Raw genomic sequence first — 19,488 nt, 5'->3', positions numbered from 1 at the left:
GCGCAGTTACCGATAAGGAGAGGGTTAGAGTGAAGAAAAGAATCGTAGGCCTATCTGCGCTTATACTTCTTGTAGTTTTACTTCTTGCTGCATGCTCTCAGAGCAATGAGCCAGCTCATACGGATGCAGCCTCGCTGGCTTCCATAGACAAGCCGGTCGAGATTAATGTTTTCGCCCAGCAGGATACCAGCATCGATTTGAAAACAAATGATTTTACGAGGCTGCTTGAAAATAAATTTAATGTCAAATTTAATTGGGACATTATTTCGATGGACGGCGCGAAGGAGAAACGGCAAATTTCACTTGCAAGCGGCGATTTTCCTGATGCTTATATTTTAACGGCCTACATTGACCAGTTCACACAATCCGATTTGTTGAAGTATGGCAAGCAAAGCGTATTTCTGCCGTTAAATGAGCTCATAGAGCAATATGCGCCGAACATTAAAGCCGCGATGGAGAAAGATCCGAAGCTTAAAGCTTTGAATACAGCTCCTGATGGCAATATTTATGGGCTTGTTGCTTATAGCGAATGCTTCCACTGCTCCTATCCAAACAAAATGTGGGTAAACACGAAGTGGCTTCAGCGGTTAGGGCTTGATATGCCCAAAACGACAGACGAATTCAAAGAGATGCTGAGAGCGTTCAAGCAAAACGACCCGAACGGAAATGGTTTGTTGGATGAAGTTGCGCTGAGCGGCTCGACGGAAGATTTTGGCGTTCATATTGTTCCTTATTTGATGAATGGCTTCATTTATGATGACGACCGCAATTATTTATATATGAATAATGGGAAGGTGGATACAGCGGCCAATAAGCCGCAATGGAAGGAAGGGATTGCCTATATTAAGTCACTTTATGACGAGGGCTTAATTGATCCGGGAGCCTTTATTCAAAATGCTGAGGCGCTAAAAAAAGCTGGAGACAATGCAAATGCTGATATTCTCGGCGCAGCTGCAGCCATGCATCCTGCTATCTTCGTGAGTGAGCGAACGAAGGATTATGCACCGCTGCCGCCGCTTGCGGGGCCGTATGCTTCCTATGCTACCTTTGCCAGCGGCGGCATATCACCGGGAGCTAAATTTGTCATTACGAATAAGGCGAGCAAAGAAGCGCAAATTGCCTTAATTCGAATGGTTGACTACATGTACACGCCGGAAGGACAAACCCTAGCGCAATCAGGTCTTGAAGGCGTAGGCTGGCGAAAGCCGGTAGCTGGTGAGGTGGCGCTTGGTGAAGGGCTGGAGCCCAAATTTGCAACGCTGATCCCCATCGAAAGCACAGAGCAAAAGAACACCGGCTGGAGCGGGATGGCTCATTTCTATATGCCAAGAGATTATCGAGACAGCTGGGTCGCAAGCAAAGACATATATGCGCCCGACGGCTATGAGCGGAGGCTTATTGAAGCGACTCTGCTGTATGAGGGACATGAGCCAGATGAAATGTTTCCGGTGTGGAACATTTGGCTTGATTCGGCACAAGCTGATGAAGTCGGTATGCTGAGCACAAATTTGATGAATTATATTGATCAAAGCATGCTTCAATTTATTACCGGCAACTTGGATTTGGATAGGGATTGGGATACTTACGTAAGCGGACTGGAGAATATGCAGGTTGATCGTTTTATTGAAATCATGCAAAAAGCATATGACCAAAACAAACCTATGCACTAGAAATGCATAAGCAAGAACCCGACTGCTTGGGGCAGTCGGGTTTTTTTGGCGTTTATAAGCAGCAATCCTGAAAATTGTACGCCGCTGCGGCGATTTGCCCCCTGAAAACAGGGGTTATTGTACGTTAAAAGACGCAAATGTACCTGTTTGGATAATGTGGATTTCTACTATGATCATCGTATAGAAAGCGCTGTCATTTCATCGGCCATTAGCTACCTAGGGGGGATTGTTCTGGAAAAAGAGATTGTATTGAATAACAAGCTGTTGAAGCAAAAGAGCAAGCGCAGCCTTGCGGATGAAGCGAGCAGAAGCTTCAAGAAGCATTGGCAGCTGTACCTTATCATTATACCGCCTGTATTGTTTTTTCTTATTTTTAAATATTACCCGATGCTGAATGCGGTGCTTGCCTTTAAGGATTACAACGTCATTAAAGGCATTTGGGGCAGCGAATGGGTCGGGCTCAAAAACTTCAGGCTTTTCTTTGAAAATCCGATGTTCTGGACGCTGGTCAAGAACACCATATACGTCAGCGGTTATTTATTGCTCGCGGGGTTTCCGATTCCAATTATTTTGGCATTGATGCTTAATGAAGTACGAAATGGCCGTTTCAAACGGCTTGTACAGCTGGTCACCTTCGCTCCTTATTTCATATCTACAGTCGTTATGGTATCGATCATTATGATGTTTCTGGCGCCGCGGCTTGGCTTTGTGAATGTGGCTTTGAACTACTTCGGAATGGAATCGGTCAACTTCCTTGGCGAAGCCAGCATGTTCCGATCGATCTTTGTTTGGTCGGATATTTGGCAGACGGCTGGTTATTCCGCGGTCATTTATTTGGCGGCGCTTGCGGGCATCGATCCTACGCTTTATGAGGCTGCCAAAGTGGATGGCGCATCACGATTTCAGAAAATCGTCCACGTTGATTTGCCGGGTATTTTGCCGACCATTACGATCATTCTCATTTTAAATGTAGGCAGCGTAATGGCGATTGGCTTTGAGAAAATTTATTTGCTGCAAAATCAGCTCAATATCGTTAATTCCGAAATAATCGCCACATACGTGTACAAAATTGGGCTCTTAAATGCCAATTACAGCTTCGCTACAGCAGTAGGCTTGTTTAATTCATTCATCAATCTCTTGCTGCTGTTCACGGTTAACGGTTTGGCCAAACGGTTTATGAAATCAAGCATTTGGTAAAAGGGGAGTGCGCCTATGGCATCAACGAAGATAGCATCGCAGGCACCAATCAGACAAACGATTAAGGATTCAACAGGCGATAAGATTTTTTTGTTCATTATTTATGCCATATTGGCGGTTGTGTTGATCGCGGTTATTTATCCGCTCATTTATATTATCAGCAGCTCGATCAGTAGCCCGGCAGCCGTTACTTCCGGCCGTGTTTGGCTGTGGCCCGTTGATATTTCCTTTAAGGGCTTTAAGGTTCTGTTCGATACGCCGGAAATTATGAGAGGGTACGGGAACTCGCTATTCTATACTGCAGCAGGAACGTTGATCAGCGTAGCGCTTACGGTCATGATTGCGTATCCGATGTCGCGTAAATCCTTTTTTGGCCGCAGCGTCATTATGATGCTCATTACGTTCACCATGCTCTTCAGCGGCGGTTTGATTCCAACGTACATGGTGGTGAAGGAGTTTGGCATGATCGATTCGCGGTGGGCGCTGCTCATTCCGAATGCGGTTTGGGTATGGCAGGTGATTATTGCACGCTCCTTCTTCCAGTCGTCCATTCCAGATGAATTGTTTGAAGCAAGCGAGATCGATGGCTGCAGCGACATCAGATTTATGCGAAGCGTGGTTATTCCGTTATCCAAGCCCATTCTTGCGGTGCTTTTCCTAATGTACGGCGTAGGTCAATGGAATGCCTACTTTGATGCCTTAATCTATCTCAAATCAGCGAAGCTGTTTCCGCTTCAGCTCGTTCTGCGGAGCATCATCATTATGAACAACAGCGCAAGCGTAACGGATGCCTTGAAGCAAGTGGAAAGGCAGCAGCTGTCAGAGCTGCTTAAGTATTCACTGATCGTAGTAGCTACGCTGCCAGTTCTTATTATTTATCCTTTCGTACAGCGTTATTTCGTACAAGGGATGCTTGTTGGCTCAGTCAAAGGCTAACCGGAAAGAGGCAGAAACTACGCTGGTTTGCTTGAGAGGAGGTGGTTCATTTGTAGTGTAATTGCAATGCAAAAGTATGGCACAAATCGAAAAAGGGAGCGATACATTTGAAAAAGAGACTCGTAAGTTTGCTCGCAATCATGCTGATGATCAGCTTGGTGCTTGCCGCGTGCTCGAATAATAAAGGAACTTCCAACACGAATAAGGCAACAAATACGCCAAAGGCACAATCGGAAGAGACGGGAGCAACCGCACCGGTTGAAATTACGATATTTGCGGTACAAGAGCCAAATATCGATATGGCTACGAATAAATTCACCAAATTTGTAGAAGAGAAATTCAACATAAAACTTAAATTTGAAACGACACCTCCGGATGGCGCGAAGGAAAAACGTCAAATCTCATTAGCAAGCGGAGATTACCCGGATGCGTATATGCTTCCTGGTTATATTGATCAATTCACGCAGGCTGATGTTGTGAAGTATGGAAAACAAGGGGTGTTGGTGCCTCTGAACGATCTGATCGAGCAATATGCGCCAAACATTAAAGCAGCTATGGAAAATAACTCTGACTTAAGAGCGTTCAACACGGCACCCGATGGCAATATTTACGGACTTGTCGCTTACAGCCAGTGCTTCCACTGCTCGTATCCGAACAAAATGTGGTTGAATACGAAATGGCTGGATAAATTGCAGCTGGAAATGCCAAAAACGCCTGAAGAGTTTAAGGCTGTATTGAAAGCATTCAAAACACAAGATCCAAACGGCAATGGCATTGCTGATGAAGTGCCGCTCAGCGGTTCAATCGAGGATTTTGGCGTACGCGTCATTCCATTCCTCATGAATGGTTTTGTCTATGACGATGACCGCAATTACTTGAATCTAACCAATGGCAAAGTAGAGTCGGCTGCGCTTAAGCCGGAATGGAGAGAAGGCTTAACGTATATTAAATCGTTATACGATGAAGGTTTAATCGATCCGGGCGCCTTTGCACAAAATGCGGAAGCTTTCAAAAAGATTGGCGAAAATGGCGATGCTCAAATTTTGGGCGCCGGCGCCGGCATGCATCCTGCTATCTTCGTAAATATCGATGTAGGCAACAAAAACTCAGCTGATTACAACCCCGTACCTCCGCTTACAGGACCACAGGGCTCGTTCGCGACTCATGATGGCGGCGGCGTTGCGCCGGGAGCAAAATTTGTAATCACGAATAAAGCATCTGAAGAACAAAAAATTGCGCTTATTAAATTGGTGGATTACATGTTTTCAGAAGAAGGACAAACGAACGGCGCTTCCGGCATGGAAGGCATCGACTGGAGAAAGCCGAAGGAAGGCGAAGTAGCGCTTGGAGAAGGCGTTACACCGAAGGTAGCAACGATTCCTGCGGTTGAAGGAGAAGCCCCTCGTAATGCAGGTTGGAGCGGAACAGCTCATTTCTACATGCCGAGAGAATACCGAGACAGCTGGGTTCAAGGTACGGATATTTATGATTCCGCCAACTATGAGCGCAGACTGTATCAAGCGACGCTACTGTACCAAGGCCATGAGCCGAAGGAGCTTTTCCCATTGTGGGCGATTTGGATTGATTCAGCGGAAATCGATGAGGCAAGCATTTTGCAAACAAACATTAAGTCGTTTATTGAGCAAAATGCGCTTCAATTCATTACCGGAAACAAATCGCTTGAGAAGGATTGGGACGGTTACGTGAAGGGACTCAAGGATCTGAAAATCGATCGTTATCTTGAAATTTTGCAAAAAGCGTACGACCAATCATTTAAATAATAGTGAATTCAAAGGATCAGGTTCTTTATTGCGAGATAAAAGCCTGATCCTATTTCATAAACAAAGGAGCTAAATAATGACGCAAATAATGAAGAAATCACGTTTGTGGCTGCTAATCGTTGTGATGATTACAGCGCAGCTGGGAATTGTGATACCAAAAACAAATGTTGCGGAGGCGGCGAATAATGGATTAGCTGCGAAGCCATATATGGGCTGGAGCAGCTACAGCTTGCAGGTTTATACGGGCAATGGTCAGTGGATTAACGCAGACAATATTAAAGCGCAATCGGATGCAATGCATGAGAAGCTTCAGCCTTATGGCTACGAGTATATTAATATCGATGCGGCATGGAATGGCGGAATGGACGAGTATGGGCGGCCAATCCCAAGTACAACTTTATATCCAAATGGCTTTCAAGAGGTGATCGATTACGTCCATGCGAATGGGCAAAAGATCGGCTTGTATGGCATTCCCGGTTTATCGCCGCAAGCTTATGATCAGGATCTGCCGATCTATGGCGCTCCCAGCTGCTCGATGAAGGACATCGCGGCTCAGCCGATACAGGAGTCGGATTATTGGGGGCTCGGCTACAAAATAGATTTCAACCAGCCATGCGCGCAGAGCTACATAAATTCAATTGCTGATCTTTATGGAGAATGGGGCATCGACTTTTTGAAATTTGACAGCGTGACGCCAGGCTCAGGCATTTCTGACCTTTCGCTGGATGCGCGTGACGATGTAAAGGCTTGGTCGCAGGCGCTGGCCCCCCACCAAATTTGGCTGGAGCTTTCCTGGGCGCTTGATATCAAATACATCGATTACTGGAAGCAGTATGCAAATGGATGGCGTGTGGACTGGGATATCGAATGCTACTGCGGCAACGGAGGTTTAACGGCTTGGCCTAATATCGCTAGACTATTCCCGAAAGCAGAGCAGTTCTGGCGTCATGCAGGTCCAGGTGGCTGGAATGATTTTGATTCATTGAATATCGGAAATGGAACAATGGATGGCATCACAAAGGACGAGCGGAAGTCGGCGATGTCGTTCTGGGCGATTTCATCGGCACAATTATACATCGGCAATGACATGACAAATTTGGACGATTACGGCATCGAGCTGTTGACTAATGAAGAAGTAATCGCGGTCAATCAGGCTGGCAGGCCAGGGCATCCTGTATCGACAGCGACGGAGCAGCAGGTGTGGTATGCGAATAATGGTGATGGAAGCTATACGGTTGGATTCTTTAATCTCGGCAGTTCTGCTGCGACGGTTAACGTGAATTGGAGTGATATTGGCATCACCGGTCCAGCCACTGTCCGTGATCTTTGGAGCCATGAGGATTTGGGCTCATTTGCGACTGGATACAGTGATGAAAATTTGGCTTCGCATGCTTCGAGGTTGTTCAAGGTAGTGGTACAGGATGGAACAGCAGCTGCTAATGACGACGATACCGGAATGAAATATTCTGGCCATTGGGTTCGCAACAGCGGGCAGGAGCTAGTCGGAGACAAGCAAAATCTCATTATTGATGTAAGGGATAACACAGCGCAAAACAGCAGTATTAGCCCATCTGCGGCAAGCTTCAATAAGAAGGCTTCGGAGCAGGCTGATGCTGCGACGGTAATGACGCTGAACGGGAATACACTGAATAGTATCACTAACAATGGAACGGTACTGGTGTCTGGTACGGATTACACCGTATCAGGTGATACCGTTACGATTAAAAAAGAGTACCTAGCAGCAAGACAGGCAGGCATCACGAATTTAACGTTTGCGTTTAGCGGCGGGGCATCACAGACCTTTGCCATAACCGTAACCGACACGACAATAAGGGATAGCAGGGTTACTCCTGCAACAGTGAGCTTTGATAAGAAGCTGTCCACTCAAGCTGATATTACGCTGACGACCTCGTTAAACGGCAATGAATTAACGGGCGCTGCGCATGAAGGAAACGCTTTGGCAATCGGCACAGACTACACCGTATCGGGAAGCCAGCTGACGATTAAGAAGGAGTATCTAGCGGGGCTTCCTATGGGAACGACGGCTTTAACCTTCTCATTCAGTGCAGGTGCGGAGCAGCATGTTTCCTTAGTCGTAAGGGATACATCTGTAGGCGGGTCGGTTTCCATCAATGATGATCATCCGTCTATTGTCTATACAGGCGGCTGGAACCGCAGCTATAACCGCGGGCTTGGCGATTATATGGATGATGTGCATTATGCGGAGGCGAACAACAACGATTATTTTGAGTATACGTTTACGGGAACGAGCATTGAATTCATTACCGAGCTGGATCCTTCACAAGGTGAAATAGACATCTATGTGGACAACGTATTCCAGCGAACGATCAGCACCTACAACATCGGAAGGCTGGCACAGCAGACAGTATTCAACATAACAGGACTCACTAACGGAACCCACACGCTTAAAGCGGTGAAGAAGTCTGGTTACTTCCTGCTGCTCGATAAGCTGAGAATTAGTGTGCCGGATTTAATTAGCGCGAGCAGTGGAATGTTTGATAAGGCTGATGGGCAGCAGGCTGATTTTACTCTTTCGACAACAGTCGATGGAAGCAGCCTAAGCAGTATTGCAGATGGTTCAGGAGCCTTGGTAGCGGGCACGGATTATACGGTTGATGGCAATGTGGTGACGCTTAAAAAGGAATATTTGGCGGCACAGCCACTTGGGACTGCTAGCTTGATCTTTACCTTTGATGGTGGAGCGACGCAGACGCTGGTGATTGCTGTAAGTGATTCATCTGCTGCTAACAGCACAATTAACCCAGTCACAGCTAGCTTCAATAAGAAGGCAGATATGCAAGCAGATATCGCAACAACGTTAACGCTGAATGGAAATACGCTTGTCGGTATTTCGAATGGCACAACGACGTTGGCGGCAGGCAGCGATTATATCGTTTTGGACGATACAGTCACAATTAATAAGACGTATCTGGCATCATTGCCGCTCGGCATGGCGAATTTGAGTTTTAGCTTTGATCACGGAATGGTACAGAACCTATCGATTGTCGTAAGTGATACGACAGGTCAGAACAGCACAATGGTCCCAAGCGCATTAAGCTTCGACAAAAGAGCGAATGCACAAGCAGATATTTGGACGAAGCTCACCTTTAACGGAAACAGCTTGAGCGGTATTGCTGATGGTGCGGCGGCTTTGCAGGCAGGCGTCGATTATCAGTTGTCGGGCGACCAGCTTACGATTAAGAAGGAATTCCTTGCGGCCAAGCCGAATGGAATGACCAATCTGACGTTGTCTTTTAGCGGTGGAGCTGCGCAAATACTGGCTATCGCTGTAAGCGATACGTCTAGAGGCCGCTATGTATCTATTAATAATGATGATAGCGGAATCTCTTATAAGGGTGCATGGCAGCATGGCAGAAACCGTGGATTAGGCGATTACAAGGATGATGTCCATTACACGGAGGCGAACAACGATTATTTTGAATATGGGTTTGAGGGAACAGGCATTGAGATCGTAACGGAGAAAGATTCCTCGCAAGGGGATATCGATGTTTATGTAGATGACGTGTTTAAGCAAACGATCAGCACGTACAATACTAGCCGGCAAATTAGGCAGACGGTCTATAGTATTGAGGGATTGTCTGAAGGAACACATAAAATTAAGGTCGTTAAGAAATCCGGATATTATATGCTGTTAGACCAATTACAGTTTAGAGTTGCAGATATGATTAGTCCGGATGCTGCAAGCTTTGACAAGACGGCACAAGCCGATGTAACGACAACGCTTAGTATTGATGGCAGCAATCTGCTTGGTGTGACGAATGGCGCTGCAACGCTTGCGGCGGGCAGTGATTACACGATATCGGGTAGTGTGATTACAGTTAAAAAAGAATATCTTGCCACACAGCCGGATGGAGTGTTGAGCTTAGCCATTTCCTACAAAGGCGATTATCAAAATGACCTGCACACGACGGAAACGGATGGCGATTATATTGAATATTCATTCACTGGAACCGGCATATCATTAATTGCGCCGAAGTCAGCTTCTCAAGGTGACATAGACATCTACGTTGACAATGTATTTAAAGAAACGGTAAGCGCGCATCATGCGAGCAGACTGACCCAGCAAGCGGTATACAGCATATCTGGGCTAGCAAATGGCGTTCATACGATTAAGGTGGTTAAAAAATCCGGCGAGTATATGTTGGTGGATGGTGTGAAGTTTGAGGTGAATGCGGCGACGTTGCCATCGGCAACGCCAACAACAGCGCCAACGGCAACACCAACGGCAACAGCATCACCAACGGCAACACCGTCAGCAACGCCAACAGCAACACCGGAAGAAACAATAGCGCCGACGCCGTCGGCAACACCAATATCGGCACCTGTAACCACAATTGCTCCAGCTAAGGAGCTTATCACGATTGATGTTGAAAATGCCGCTAAGGTTGTAATCACGCGTACGACACAAGCGGATGGCAAGAAAACGGATGATGTGCCGATTACTATTGATCAAGCGCAAAAAGCTGTAGACAGCGTCACAGCAGCGGGACACAAATTGGTTAATATCACGATTCCTGATACGAAGGATGAAGTAACGCTAACTTCTGTCACTCTGCCGAAGGAAGCAAATAAAGTGTTCGCAGATGCAAAAATTGATTTAGGCATATCGACAGAAAACGTTAAGATAATGGTGGCTAGCGTCTTGCTTCGGTCATCACTGGAGGATCTATTCATTCGTTTTACACCGGTTACGGAGGAAGCAAAGAAGCAGGAAATTGCAGGTCGAGCGAATAAAGAAGCGATGTTAAGGATCGTTGCAGGAAATAAAGAGGCATCTATAATAGGCCGTCCGATGAGCATTGAAACGAATATGCCAAAAGGCAATGTAACCCTCATTTTGCCTTTGAAGGATGTGAAGCTGAGCGAAACAGACTGGAAGGACCTGGCTGTATATATCGAGCACAGCGACGGAACGAAGCAGCTGCTGAAGGGCATAATCGTACCGTTTAACGACAATGGCGAGATGGGCCTTCAATTCACAGTCGACAAATTTAGTCTTTTTTCACTCGTCCATGTGGAGGGCTTAGCCGATTCTAGCTTGGGTGCCGCATATATGAATGGTTATGAGGATGGTACATTTAGGCCGGAAAACAAGATTACCCGTGCTGAGATGGCGGTTATTCTCTCAAGAATTGTGAAGCAGGAAGCAACTGCGGCGGACATTTCTTATAATGATGTTCTCGCAGGCAATTGGGCGAAGGATGCGATTTCGAAAGTAACAAAAATGGGCTTAATGCAAGGGTATGAAGATGGAACGTTTGGTGCTGAAAAAGCAATGACACGCGCTGAAATGGCGAAGCTTATATCCACGCTTATCGGTGCTGCACCAAAGGCTGGAGCAGGTTTTACCGATATTTCGACTCATTGGGCGAAGGCATCTATTCTAAATGTGCAAGCCGCTGGAATCACTAATGGCTATGCGGATGGAAGCTTTAAGCCAAATAACGCGCTGACGCGTGCAGAAGCAGTCAGCATGCTCAACAAGATGCTGGGCAGAGGCAATCTAGTCGGCGTAACATCATCCCCATGGAAGGATGTTGCTAGCAAGCACTGGGCTTATGGCGATATTTTAGCGGCGTCGGTTAAGTAGTAGAGAGAGGGTGTCCAAAAAGAGTTAAACTCGCTGAAGAGATATTTCGATTTAATTAAAAATCATAAAAATATTGAAAAAATGGCGTCACAGGAACTTATTCCAGTGCCGCCATTTTTCTATTTTAGTCTATTTATGTTTGCTTAAATAAATGGTAGGCGAGCGAATTTCTGCGTCTGTTTGAGGTGGGAAATGGAGCCGTAAGCACGTATAGGTTCTTACAGCGAGAGAAAAGGCTAGGTTTGTTGTCTGTAAGAACAAATATGTGCTTACAGCGTTACGGCAGCGTTTGTTCGAGGTGGAAATGGAGCCGTAAGCACGTATAGGTTCTTACAGCGAGAGAAAAGGCTAGGTTTGTTGTCTGTAAGAACAAATATGTGCTTACAGAGCAGCAGCGGCGTTTGTTCGAGGTGGAAATGGATCAGTAAGCACACATAGGTTCTTACAGCGAGAGAAAAGGCTAGGTTTGTTGTCTGTAAGAACAAATATGTGCTTACAGAGTTACGGCGGCGTTTGTTCGAGGTGGAAATGGAGCTGTAAGCACGCATAGGTTCTTACAGCGAGAGAAAAGGCAAGGTTTGTTGTCTGTAAGAACAAATATGCGCTTACAGAGTTGCGGCAGCGTTTGGTCGAGGTGGAAATGGAGCTGTAAGCACGCATAGGTTCTTAAGACGAGAGAAAAGGCTAGGTTTGTTGTCTATAAGAACAAATATGTGCTTACAGAGCAGCAGCGGCGTTTGTTCGAGGTGGAAATGGAGCAGTAAGCATGCATAGGTTCTTACAGCGAGAGAAAAGGCAAGGTTTGTTGCCTGTAAGAACAAATATGCGCTTACAGCGTTTTTGCGGCGTTTGTTCGAGGTGGAAATGGAGCTGTAAGCACGCATAGGTTCTTACAGCCAGAGAAAAGGCAAGGTTTGTTGTCTGTAAGAACAAATATGCGCTTACAGTGTTAAGGCAGCGTTTGTTCGAGGTGGAAATGGAGCTGTAAGCACGCATAGGTTCTTATAGCGAGAGAAAAAGATAGGTTTGTTGTCTGTAAGAACAAATATGCGCTTACAGAGTTACGACAGCGTTTGTTCGAGGTGGAAATGGAGCAGTAAGCACGCATAGGTTCTTAAGACGAGAGAAAAGGCTAGGTTTGTTGTCTGTAAGAACAAATATGTGCTTACAGAGTTACGGCAGCGTTTGTTCGAGGTGGAAATGGAGCAGTAAGCATGCATAGGTTCTTACAGCGAGAGAAAAGGCTAGGTTTGTTGTCTGTAAGAACAAATAGGTGCTTACAGAGTTGCGGCAGCGTTTGTTCGAGGTGGAAATGGAGCAGTAAACACGCATAGGTTCTTACAGCGAGAGAAAAGGCTAGGTTTGTTGTCTGTAAGATCAAATATGTGCTTACAGAGTTGCGACAGCGTTTGTTCGAGGTGGAAATGGAGCTGTAAGCACGCATAGGTTCTAACTTTTGGGACAGCCCCTTCTGTTATTTGGGGATGTAATGGCGGCAGCTGATAATAGAGAGGCTGCCCTCTAGGTATAAAGATGCCATTTTCCAGACTGCCCCTCTAAGCGCAAATAACCTCGTTAACCATCATTTGACGTGGTTTGTCTCGGGTTTTCTTGTTTTTGCACCTTATAGTGGTTTTTGAACAAATGGTAAAGGAGGCGTATAGTGGTTAATAGTGTAAATGACACGGAAATTGCAAAGCAAGGCAGACTGGAGGTTGCCGAGTATGGAACCATGGAAGCGTACCATGTGGATTTTATGGTTCGGCGTTCTTTTTTGCAGCTCAAGCTATACGATGTCCGTACCGTTCCTGCCGCTATTTCTGTTCGATTTGGGGGTGCCGGAAAGCTCCGTCAACCTATGGGCTGGAATTGTGCATTCCTCAGCTTTCCTCGTCGGAGCAGTGATGGCTCCCTTATGGGGGATGCTTGCAGACAAGTATGGGAAACGGAAAATGGTCATCCGAGCAGGACTAAGCTTAGCTATTATTTATGCGCTGATCGCTTTTGTGCAAACGCCATGGCAGCTCGTCGGCGTGAGAATGCTGCATGGCTTTGTGGGTGGATTTGTTCCAGCATCCATGTCGATCGTAGCATCAGTTGCACCGAAGGAGAAGCTTGGCTGGAGCCTAGGCATGATGCAAGCGGGTACGATGACTGGCGGTATTCTCGGACCATTATTCGGCGGGCTGCTGGCTGAAGCATTTGGACTTCGCAGATCCTTTGTTGTCGCTGCGTTTATTATTTTAGCTGCGACAGTGGCGGTTATTGTATGGGTGAGGGAAGGAAAAGCGGACACATCTGAAGGGGCAGCGGCCGGAACGAAAAAAGAAAAGCCAATCACTTATCGGATGGCTTTTCGCAATCGTGCACTCATGAGTATGCTGCTGCTGCTCGTTATCGTTCAGCTATCGATTAATATGATACAGCCGCTAATTACCCTTCATATTGCCAAGCTGCAAGGGGGGCTGCAAGGAGCGGAGCTGTCAGCTGGTTTTGTGCTCTCGCTTATCGGAATAGCAGGCATTTTGGCATCGCCGGTTTGGGGGAGGCTTGGTGAGAAGAAGGGCTTCTACCGGATTCTCGTCGTATGCCTGCTCTGCGCGGGATCGATCATTAGCATGCAGTTTTTTGTACAACAATTATGGCTTTTCGCTATCGTGCAATTTATATTCGGTTTATTTATGGCTGGCATAGCGCCTATCGTCAATACGCTGGTTGTCCAAAGCACAGATGAGCAGTTTAGAGGCAGATCATTTGGGTTAACGACAAGCGCGAATCAGTTCGGCGCGATGCTTGGTCCGCTCATCGGAGGTTTGTTGGGCCTAGCCTTAGGCATCCACTGGATCTTTGTCGCCACGGGGATGATTATGGCAGCAGCTGGCGTGAGCGTATGGATAAAGCGGAGACATGAGATGGGGAAAACGAAGACAGCCTACCGAGCTTAACTCGGAGAAAAGTGAATAAATAGGCAGCACAAGCCAGGCGGAGTCTAGGGGAAAGCGCTCTAGTTCCTCTTGGCTTTCGTTGTAAATAATAGGAAATGTTCGTTTCTATTTAAACAAAATTCTGTTATTCTACTGAAGAATAGAACTTTGGACTGAGGAGTGAGCTGCTATCAAGCCGGTTACTGTATATGATATTGCTAGGGAAGCGAACGTCTCAGTAGCCACTGTGTCGCGCGTCATTAATAATACGGCTCCGGTAAAAAAGTCAACCAGAGAGCGAGTTATGGAGTTAATTGCGAAACATCAGTTTCAGCCGAATGCCATTGCAAGAAGCTTGTTTAAGAAGGAAACAGGAATGATAGGCGTTATTTTGCCAGATATTACGAACCCTTTTTTTCCAGAGGTTTTGTCAGGATTGGATCAAGAAGCGCGCAGCAAAGGCTACACTTTTTTTCTATGCGATACGGTATCAACGAACGGAGATTCAGCAGAGCAATATGTGCGAGAGTCGCAATATTTGAGTATTCTGATGGAGAAGCAAGTTGACGGTATTGTGATGATAGGCGGACGAATTAACCTTGCTAAGCCAAGCAAAGATCTTGTAAGCGAAGTGGTTGAAGCTAGTAAACGCGTGCCGCTGCTACTCATTAACGGCAATCTCCCCGGTGAAGGGATGACTCGTGTATATGCCGATGAGCTGGAGGGCGCAGAGCTTGCGACACAGCATTTGATTGACTTAGGACATACGGATATTGCATTTGTTGGCGGGTACAAAAACATGTCCAATACGATTCAGCGTACTCGCGGTTTTGTGAAAACGATGGAGAAAAACGGAGTCCAAACTCGCAAGGAATGGATACGCGATGGCGGTTTTTCTGTTGAAGCGGGTAAGAAGCTAATGTATCAACTGCTGGAGCTGCCCGAGCGTCCAACCGCTATATTTTGCGCGAACGATTTAGTGGCTATCGGCGTTATGAAAGTTGCTCACAAAGCAGGGCTTCGCGTGCCGCAGGACCTATCGTTGATTGGGTTTGACGATATTCCTTATGCCTCGAACAGCATTCCAGAATTAACGACGATTTCTCTAAAATGTTATGAGGTAGGCCGGAACGCAGCGGAGCTGCTCCACCAAATGATTACGAAAAACAAAGTGAATAAGAGCACCAAATTAAGGCCGGAGCTCGTTGTCAGAGAGTCTACAGCTCCACCTTCAAAGCAAAATAATGCTTAAAATTGCGTTTTCAAATAATTATTGACAACGCTTACAATGTTGAATACAATCAAAATGTGAAAAGATAACAAGGTGTCACCTACAATAATGTAACCCGTTACATTTACAGCGAGATCGCTTCTTTCCAGAAGCTAGCACATAAATACACATCAGCGAACCGTACAGAATTGCGTTCTGTTTATCCCGGTCATGACGTGTATTTATTTTTATCTAAAAATGTAACGGGTTACATGAAACGGGTTACACATTTCGGGATTTTAGTCTAATTCGTTGGAGGTTTTGACATGGTCATGGACATTGGAGCGAAAGCAGCCGTGCGATTTGATGCGGATGCCGTGAAGATTCAGGAAACCCCTCATATTTTGCTATGTGCCTCGCTGTTTTACTTCCGTATTCCAAGCGCGCTTTGGAAGGAGAGGATGGAGCAGCTGAAGGCATTTGGTTATAACAGCATCGATGTGTATTTTCCATGGAACTATCATGAAACAGCTGAAGGAGAATGGGATTTTAGCGGAGAGCGTGACATTGCCGCATTCCTGACAACGGCTGCCGAAGTAGGACTATACGTCGTCGCAAGACCTGGCCCCTACATTTGCTCGGAGTGGGATGGTGGAGCACTTCCGGCTTATCTGCTTACGAAGGGACTGAAGCTTCGCGATAACGATGCTGAATTCATCGGCTATGTTTCCAAATGGTTTGATCACATCCTGCCTTTGCTAAAGCAGAACCAAGCAGGTGAGGGCGGAACGGTAATCGGTGTTCAACTGGATAATGAGCTCGATTTCTATGATTGTCATGACCCCAAAGGATATATTAGTGCACTGCGCGATATGGTGCTTGATCACGGAATAACCGTGCCGCTTTTCGCTTGTGCTGGACAGGGCGGCTTGCTGCAAGCATCGGGACTCGCAGAGGATGTGGTGCCGACCTGTAATTTCTATCCAGATAATCGGGAGGCTGAATTTGAAGACAAGGTGCTTCACTACAGTGGAACCTTAGCTAAACTAGGTTATCCGCTGCTCGTAACGGAGACGAACCGGGCACATTACCTCCTACGTAGATTGCTCTCCTGCGGCGCCAAGCTGCTCGGTCCGTACTTGCAGGTATCGGGAACGGATTTTGGCTTCACGAATGCGACGAACAATTGGGGCAAGCCGTTAGCGTTTATGACTTCTGATTATGATTTTGGCGGCATGATTTCTCCAGAAGGGCATATCCGCGAGGAAGCGTATGAGGGCAGGCTGCTTGGACGGATGATTGCAGCTTACGGCACTCCGCTCGCTGAGGCTGCAAGCCAAGGCTTAAGCACGGATTGGAAGCTGATTGGACAAAGCGATAGAGTCGTTGGCCCATATGCCCTGCAGTTAAAGGGCGGCGGAAATCTCCTATTTGTTACGAATTTAGATGATCAGGATAAAGAACTAGCCATCGTGATGGAGAATGATACAAGTACAAAAGCTGCGAGCAGCTTTAAGCTCAAATCGGGCAGGTCTCTGACGTTACCTTCTCAAGTTCCTCTACAGCATTGGGGAGTAGAAGGATCACTAGAGAGCTCGACAGCGGAGCTATATATGGCAGAAACAAATGATACAGGTGCAAGTCTCGCTTTTCATACAGAAGGTTATGGTGAAATTGTATTGCTGCTAGATGCAGCGCCGGTGGATATTAAAGCTCTGAATGCAACTGTGGAAACGATAGAGGGAGGCAAGGTTAGGATCGCCTTTGAAGGTAAAGTAGATAGCGTCTGTTCGATTATTACTTCGGATGGGCATACGTTGAAGCTATTTATTACCGACAGAATGAAAGCGCTTTATTCAGAGGGATTAAACGATGCTGATGACACCATTAATCATGGCAAGCCGCTCCATTATTCGGATCGCACTGAAATGGCAGCTGCTGAGTGGCGCCTAAATCATTTTGATGCGGCATCACCTATGAATAAAAAGGATAAGAGAGGCCCATCCGCTTCAAGAAAAGCAGATTACTTAGAACAGCATGAAATTTACCGCGGGTATGCTTGGTATGAAGCGACGGTTCGACTGGCTGAAGACAAAGCGGTAAAAGGTATTCTCATTTGCTCAGGCAGTGATGTTGTGTCGCTGTATGCGGGAGGAGAATACGCGGGAACGGCAGTGGCTGGGGGAGGCAGTTCTTATCTTCATTTAAGCAATGGCCTACAAGATGGAAAGCTGCTTGCCAGAGTGGAGATATGGGGACATTCGAACTTTGACGATGCTAGGCTTCCCGGGCTTCGATTGCATGCGATGAAGGGAATTAAAGGACTGTCAGCCATTACAGAGGTTAGAGACCTTAGCCGTAACTGGAGTGTTTACCGGGCTGCGGATCGGATTTTGCGCAAGGAGCTGATCGAGTCGCCTGATAGCAGCATGTGGCCGATCGTTAACTTTGGCGGCTGGATGTCTCCTGATCATCCGGCTTTCGAATACTACCGAAAAACATTCCGTGCATCGGAAGCGGCAGACTCGTGGACGCTGCATTTCCAAGGCATTCAATCACTTGCTCGGCTCTTTGTAAACGGAAAGGAAATAGGCGAGGTGCATCCGTTTGATCCATACTTTAATATCTCTGAGCATGTGACGGCAGGGCAATCCGTAGAGCTTACTGTATTCGTTGAGAGAGTGCTTGGTTTACCATCCGGGCAGGTTTACTTGTATGAAGGCCAAGAGGCCGACAACTTTGCAGTTTATGCGGCAGAGGAGGAAGCGCTTCTGGAGCATGCGGAAAGCTTGCGGTCTCAAAGCGGAACAACTGAATTCCCCATCTCATTGGAGCCAGGTGAAACCGCATGGCTGTATGCGACTACCGTGAATTCAGAAGCAGGCAAAGGGTGGAGAGCGAAGATTTCCGGCACTAGCCTTAAAATGACAGTGTTTCTGGAAGGAAGGATCGTTGGGCGACTATGGCTGCCAAGCCAAACGAGCAGACCTGTCATGTCAGGCGGAAGCCCGGATTCCTTTTACTTGCCGGGAGCTTGGTATGAGGGTGGAGAAGGAAGCTTAACGATACTGCTGGAAGCGGTTGATCAAGAGAAGCAAGGGTGTTTGGAAGCAATTCAATTCATATCCGTCTAGCAATGACGACAAGGGGGAAGAAGGATGGAAACGACCATAGTCGAGCGGGCTCCCCAAAGGAAGCAGAAGCGAATGAGCAGCGGCAAGCTTAGACGATTTTGGAATAACAAAACGTTATTAATCATGTGTTTGCCGGCCATCGCTTTCTTTCTTATATTTGCTTACTTGCCGATGCCCGGCTTGTATCTAGCTTTTATTAACTACAACTACTCCGATGGCATATTCAAAAGCCCGTTTGTTGCATTTGACAACTTTCGTTTTCTCGTCATGAATGGTGATCTATGGCGGCTCTCATTTAATACGGTAGCTTACAATTTGGTATTCATCGTGCTGGGAAATGTCATGCAAATTTTTGTAGCTATTCTACTAAATGAGATTCGGCGCAAATGGTTCAAGAAGATAACGCAAACGCTTATGTTTTTACCTCACTTTATATCTGCCGTTCTAATCGGGCTTATCGCCTACAACATCTTGAGCTATGACTACGGCTTATTGAACAGCTTGCTGGAATCGTTAGGCATGGAGCCTGTCAAAACCTATTCTGATCCGAAAATATGGCCGTTTATCATCGTACTCACCTACCTATGGCAGTCCACTGGATACGGTTCGATCATTTATTTTGCAGCCATCATGGGGCTGGACAACGAAATTATCGAAGCATCCGAAATTGACGGCGCCAACGCCTTCCAACGCATTATTTACATCGTGCTTCCTTGGCTAAAGCCAACCTTCATCATCTTGATGCTGTTCTCGCTCGGCGGTATTCTTAAAGGCAACTTCGGTTTGTTTTTCAACTTAGTAGGCGCAAACAACACAGCCTTATATCCAACAACGGATATTATCGAGACTTACGTATTCCGTGCCCTGATGACAAACTTCAACTTCTCTCTTGGCAGCGCAGTAAGCTTATATCAATCCTTGTTCGGTTTTGTAGTCGTCTTAACAGCCAACTGGCTTGTGAAGAAGGCCTCGCCTGAAAACTCGTTATTTTAGGAGGTGTCACA

Annotated in this window: 9 protein-coding genes; all 9 read left to right on the top strand. The window is 46.5% G+C overall.

Annotated elements, in window-relative coordinates; translation table 11 throughout:
* The first annotated feature begins 29 nt into the window (after positions 1 to 29).
* Positions 30 to 1,670, top strand: a complete 1,641-nt coding sequence (locus AC1DOV_RS29610) for an extracellular solute-binding protein (protein WP_477551760.1) — start codon at positions 30 to 32, stop codon at positions 1,668 to 1,670.
* 243 nt (positions 1,671 to 1,913) lie between these two features.
* The gene (locus tag AC1DOV_RS29605; protein WP_477551772.1) at positions 1,914 to 2,867 is read left to right on the top strand and encodes an ABC transporter permease; all 954 of its coding nucleotides are present in this window, start codon (positions 1,914 to 1,916) and stop codon (positions 2,865 to 2,867) included.
* Between the two features lie 15 nt (positions 2,868 to 2,882).
* Positions 2,883 to 3,803, top strand: coding sequence for a carbohydrate ABC transporter permease (locus AC1DOV_RS29600; RefSeq protein ID WP_441913403.1), 921 nt, complete (start codon positions 2,883 to 2,885; stop codon positions 3,801 to 3,803).
* Positions 3,804 to 3,910: 107 nt separating this feature from the next.
* Complete coding sequence (locus tag AC1DOV_RS29595) at positions 3,911 to 5,584, top strand: extracellular solute-binding protein (protein WP_477551759.1); 1,674 nt, start codon at positions 3,911 to 3,913, stop codon at positions 5,582 to 5,584.
* 76 nt (positions 5,585 to 5,660) lie between these two features.
* Positions 5,661 to 11,216, top strand: coding sequence for a X2-like carbohydrate binding domain-containing protein (locus tag AC1DOV_RS29590; RefSeq protein ID WP_477551758.1), 5,556 nt, complete (start codon positions 5,661 to 5,663; stop codon positions 11,214 to 11,216).
* 1,724 nt (positions 11,217 to 12,940) lie between these two features.
* A complete protein-coding gene (locus tag AC1DOV_RS29585; protein ID WP_477551757.1) occupies positions 12,941 to 14,161 on the top strand; it encodes an MFS transporter in 1,221 nt (406 codons plus the stop codon).
* A 169-nt stretch (positions 14,162 to 14,330) separates the two neighbouring features.
* On the top strand, positions 14,331 to 15,392 hold the full coding sequence (locus AC1DOV_RS29580; protein ID WP_477551771.1) for a LacI family DNA-binding transcriptional regulator: 1,062 nt from the start codon (positions 14,331 to 14,333) through the stop codon (positions 15,390 to 15,392).
* Between the two features lie 284 nt (positions 15,393 to 15,676).
* Complete coding sequence (locus AC1DOV_RS29575; protein ID WP_477551756.1) at positions 15,677 to 18,484, top strand: beta-galactosidase; 2,808 nt, start codon at positions 15,677 to 15,679, stop codon at positions 18,482 to 18,484.
* Positions 18,485 to 18,556: 72 nt separating this feature from the next.
* Complete coding sequence (locus AC1DOV_RS29570) at positions 18,557 to 19,477, top strand: ABC transporter permease (protein WP_076270425.1); 921 nt, start codon at positions 18,557 to 18,559, stop codon at positions 19,475 to 19,477.
* Positions 19,478 to 19,488: the final 11 nt, after the last annotated feature.

The organism is Paenibacillus sp. 01T47, from assembly GCF_056398245.1.
This window is presented reverse-complemented; position numbering and strand designations above follow the sequence as displayed.

Bases quoted from the DNA above. Each gene is read 5' to 3' on its own strand.
- AC1DOV_RS29600 (WP_441913403.1), top strand. From the start codon at position 2,883: ATGGCATCAACGAAGATAGCATCGCAGGCACCAATCAGACAAACGATT.
- AC1DOV_RS29590 (WP_477551758.1), top strand. From the start codon at position 5,661: ATGACGCAAATAATGAAGAAATCACGTTTGTGGCTGCTAATCGTTGTG.
- AC1DOV_RS29585 (WP_477551757.1), top strand. From the start codon at position 12,941: ATGGAACCATGGAAGCGTACCATGTGGATTTTATGGTTCGGCGTTCTT.
- AC1DOV_RS29575 (WP_477551756.1), top strand. From the start codon at position 15,677: ATGGTCATGGACATTGGAGCGAAAGCAGCCGTGCGATTTGATGCGGAT.
- AC1DOV_RS29570 (WP_076270425.1), top strand. From the start codon at position 18,557: ATGAGCAGCGGCAAGCTTAGACGATTTTGGAATAACAAAACGTTATTA.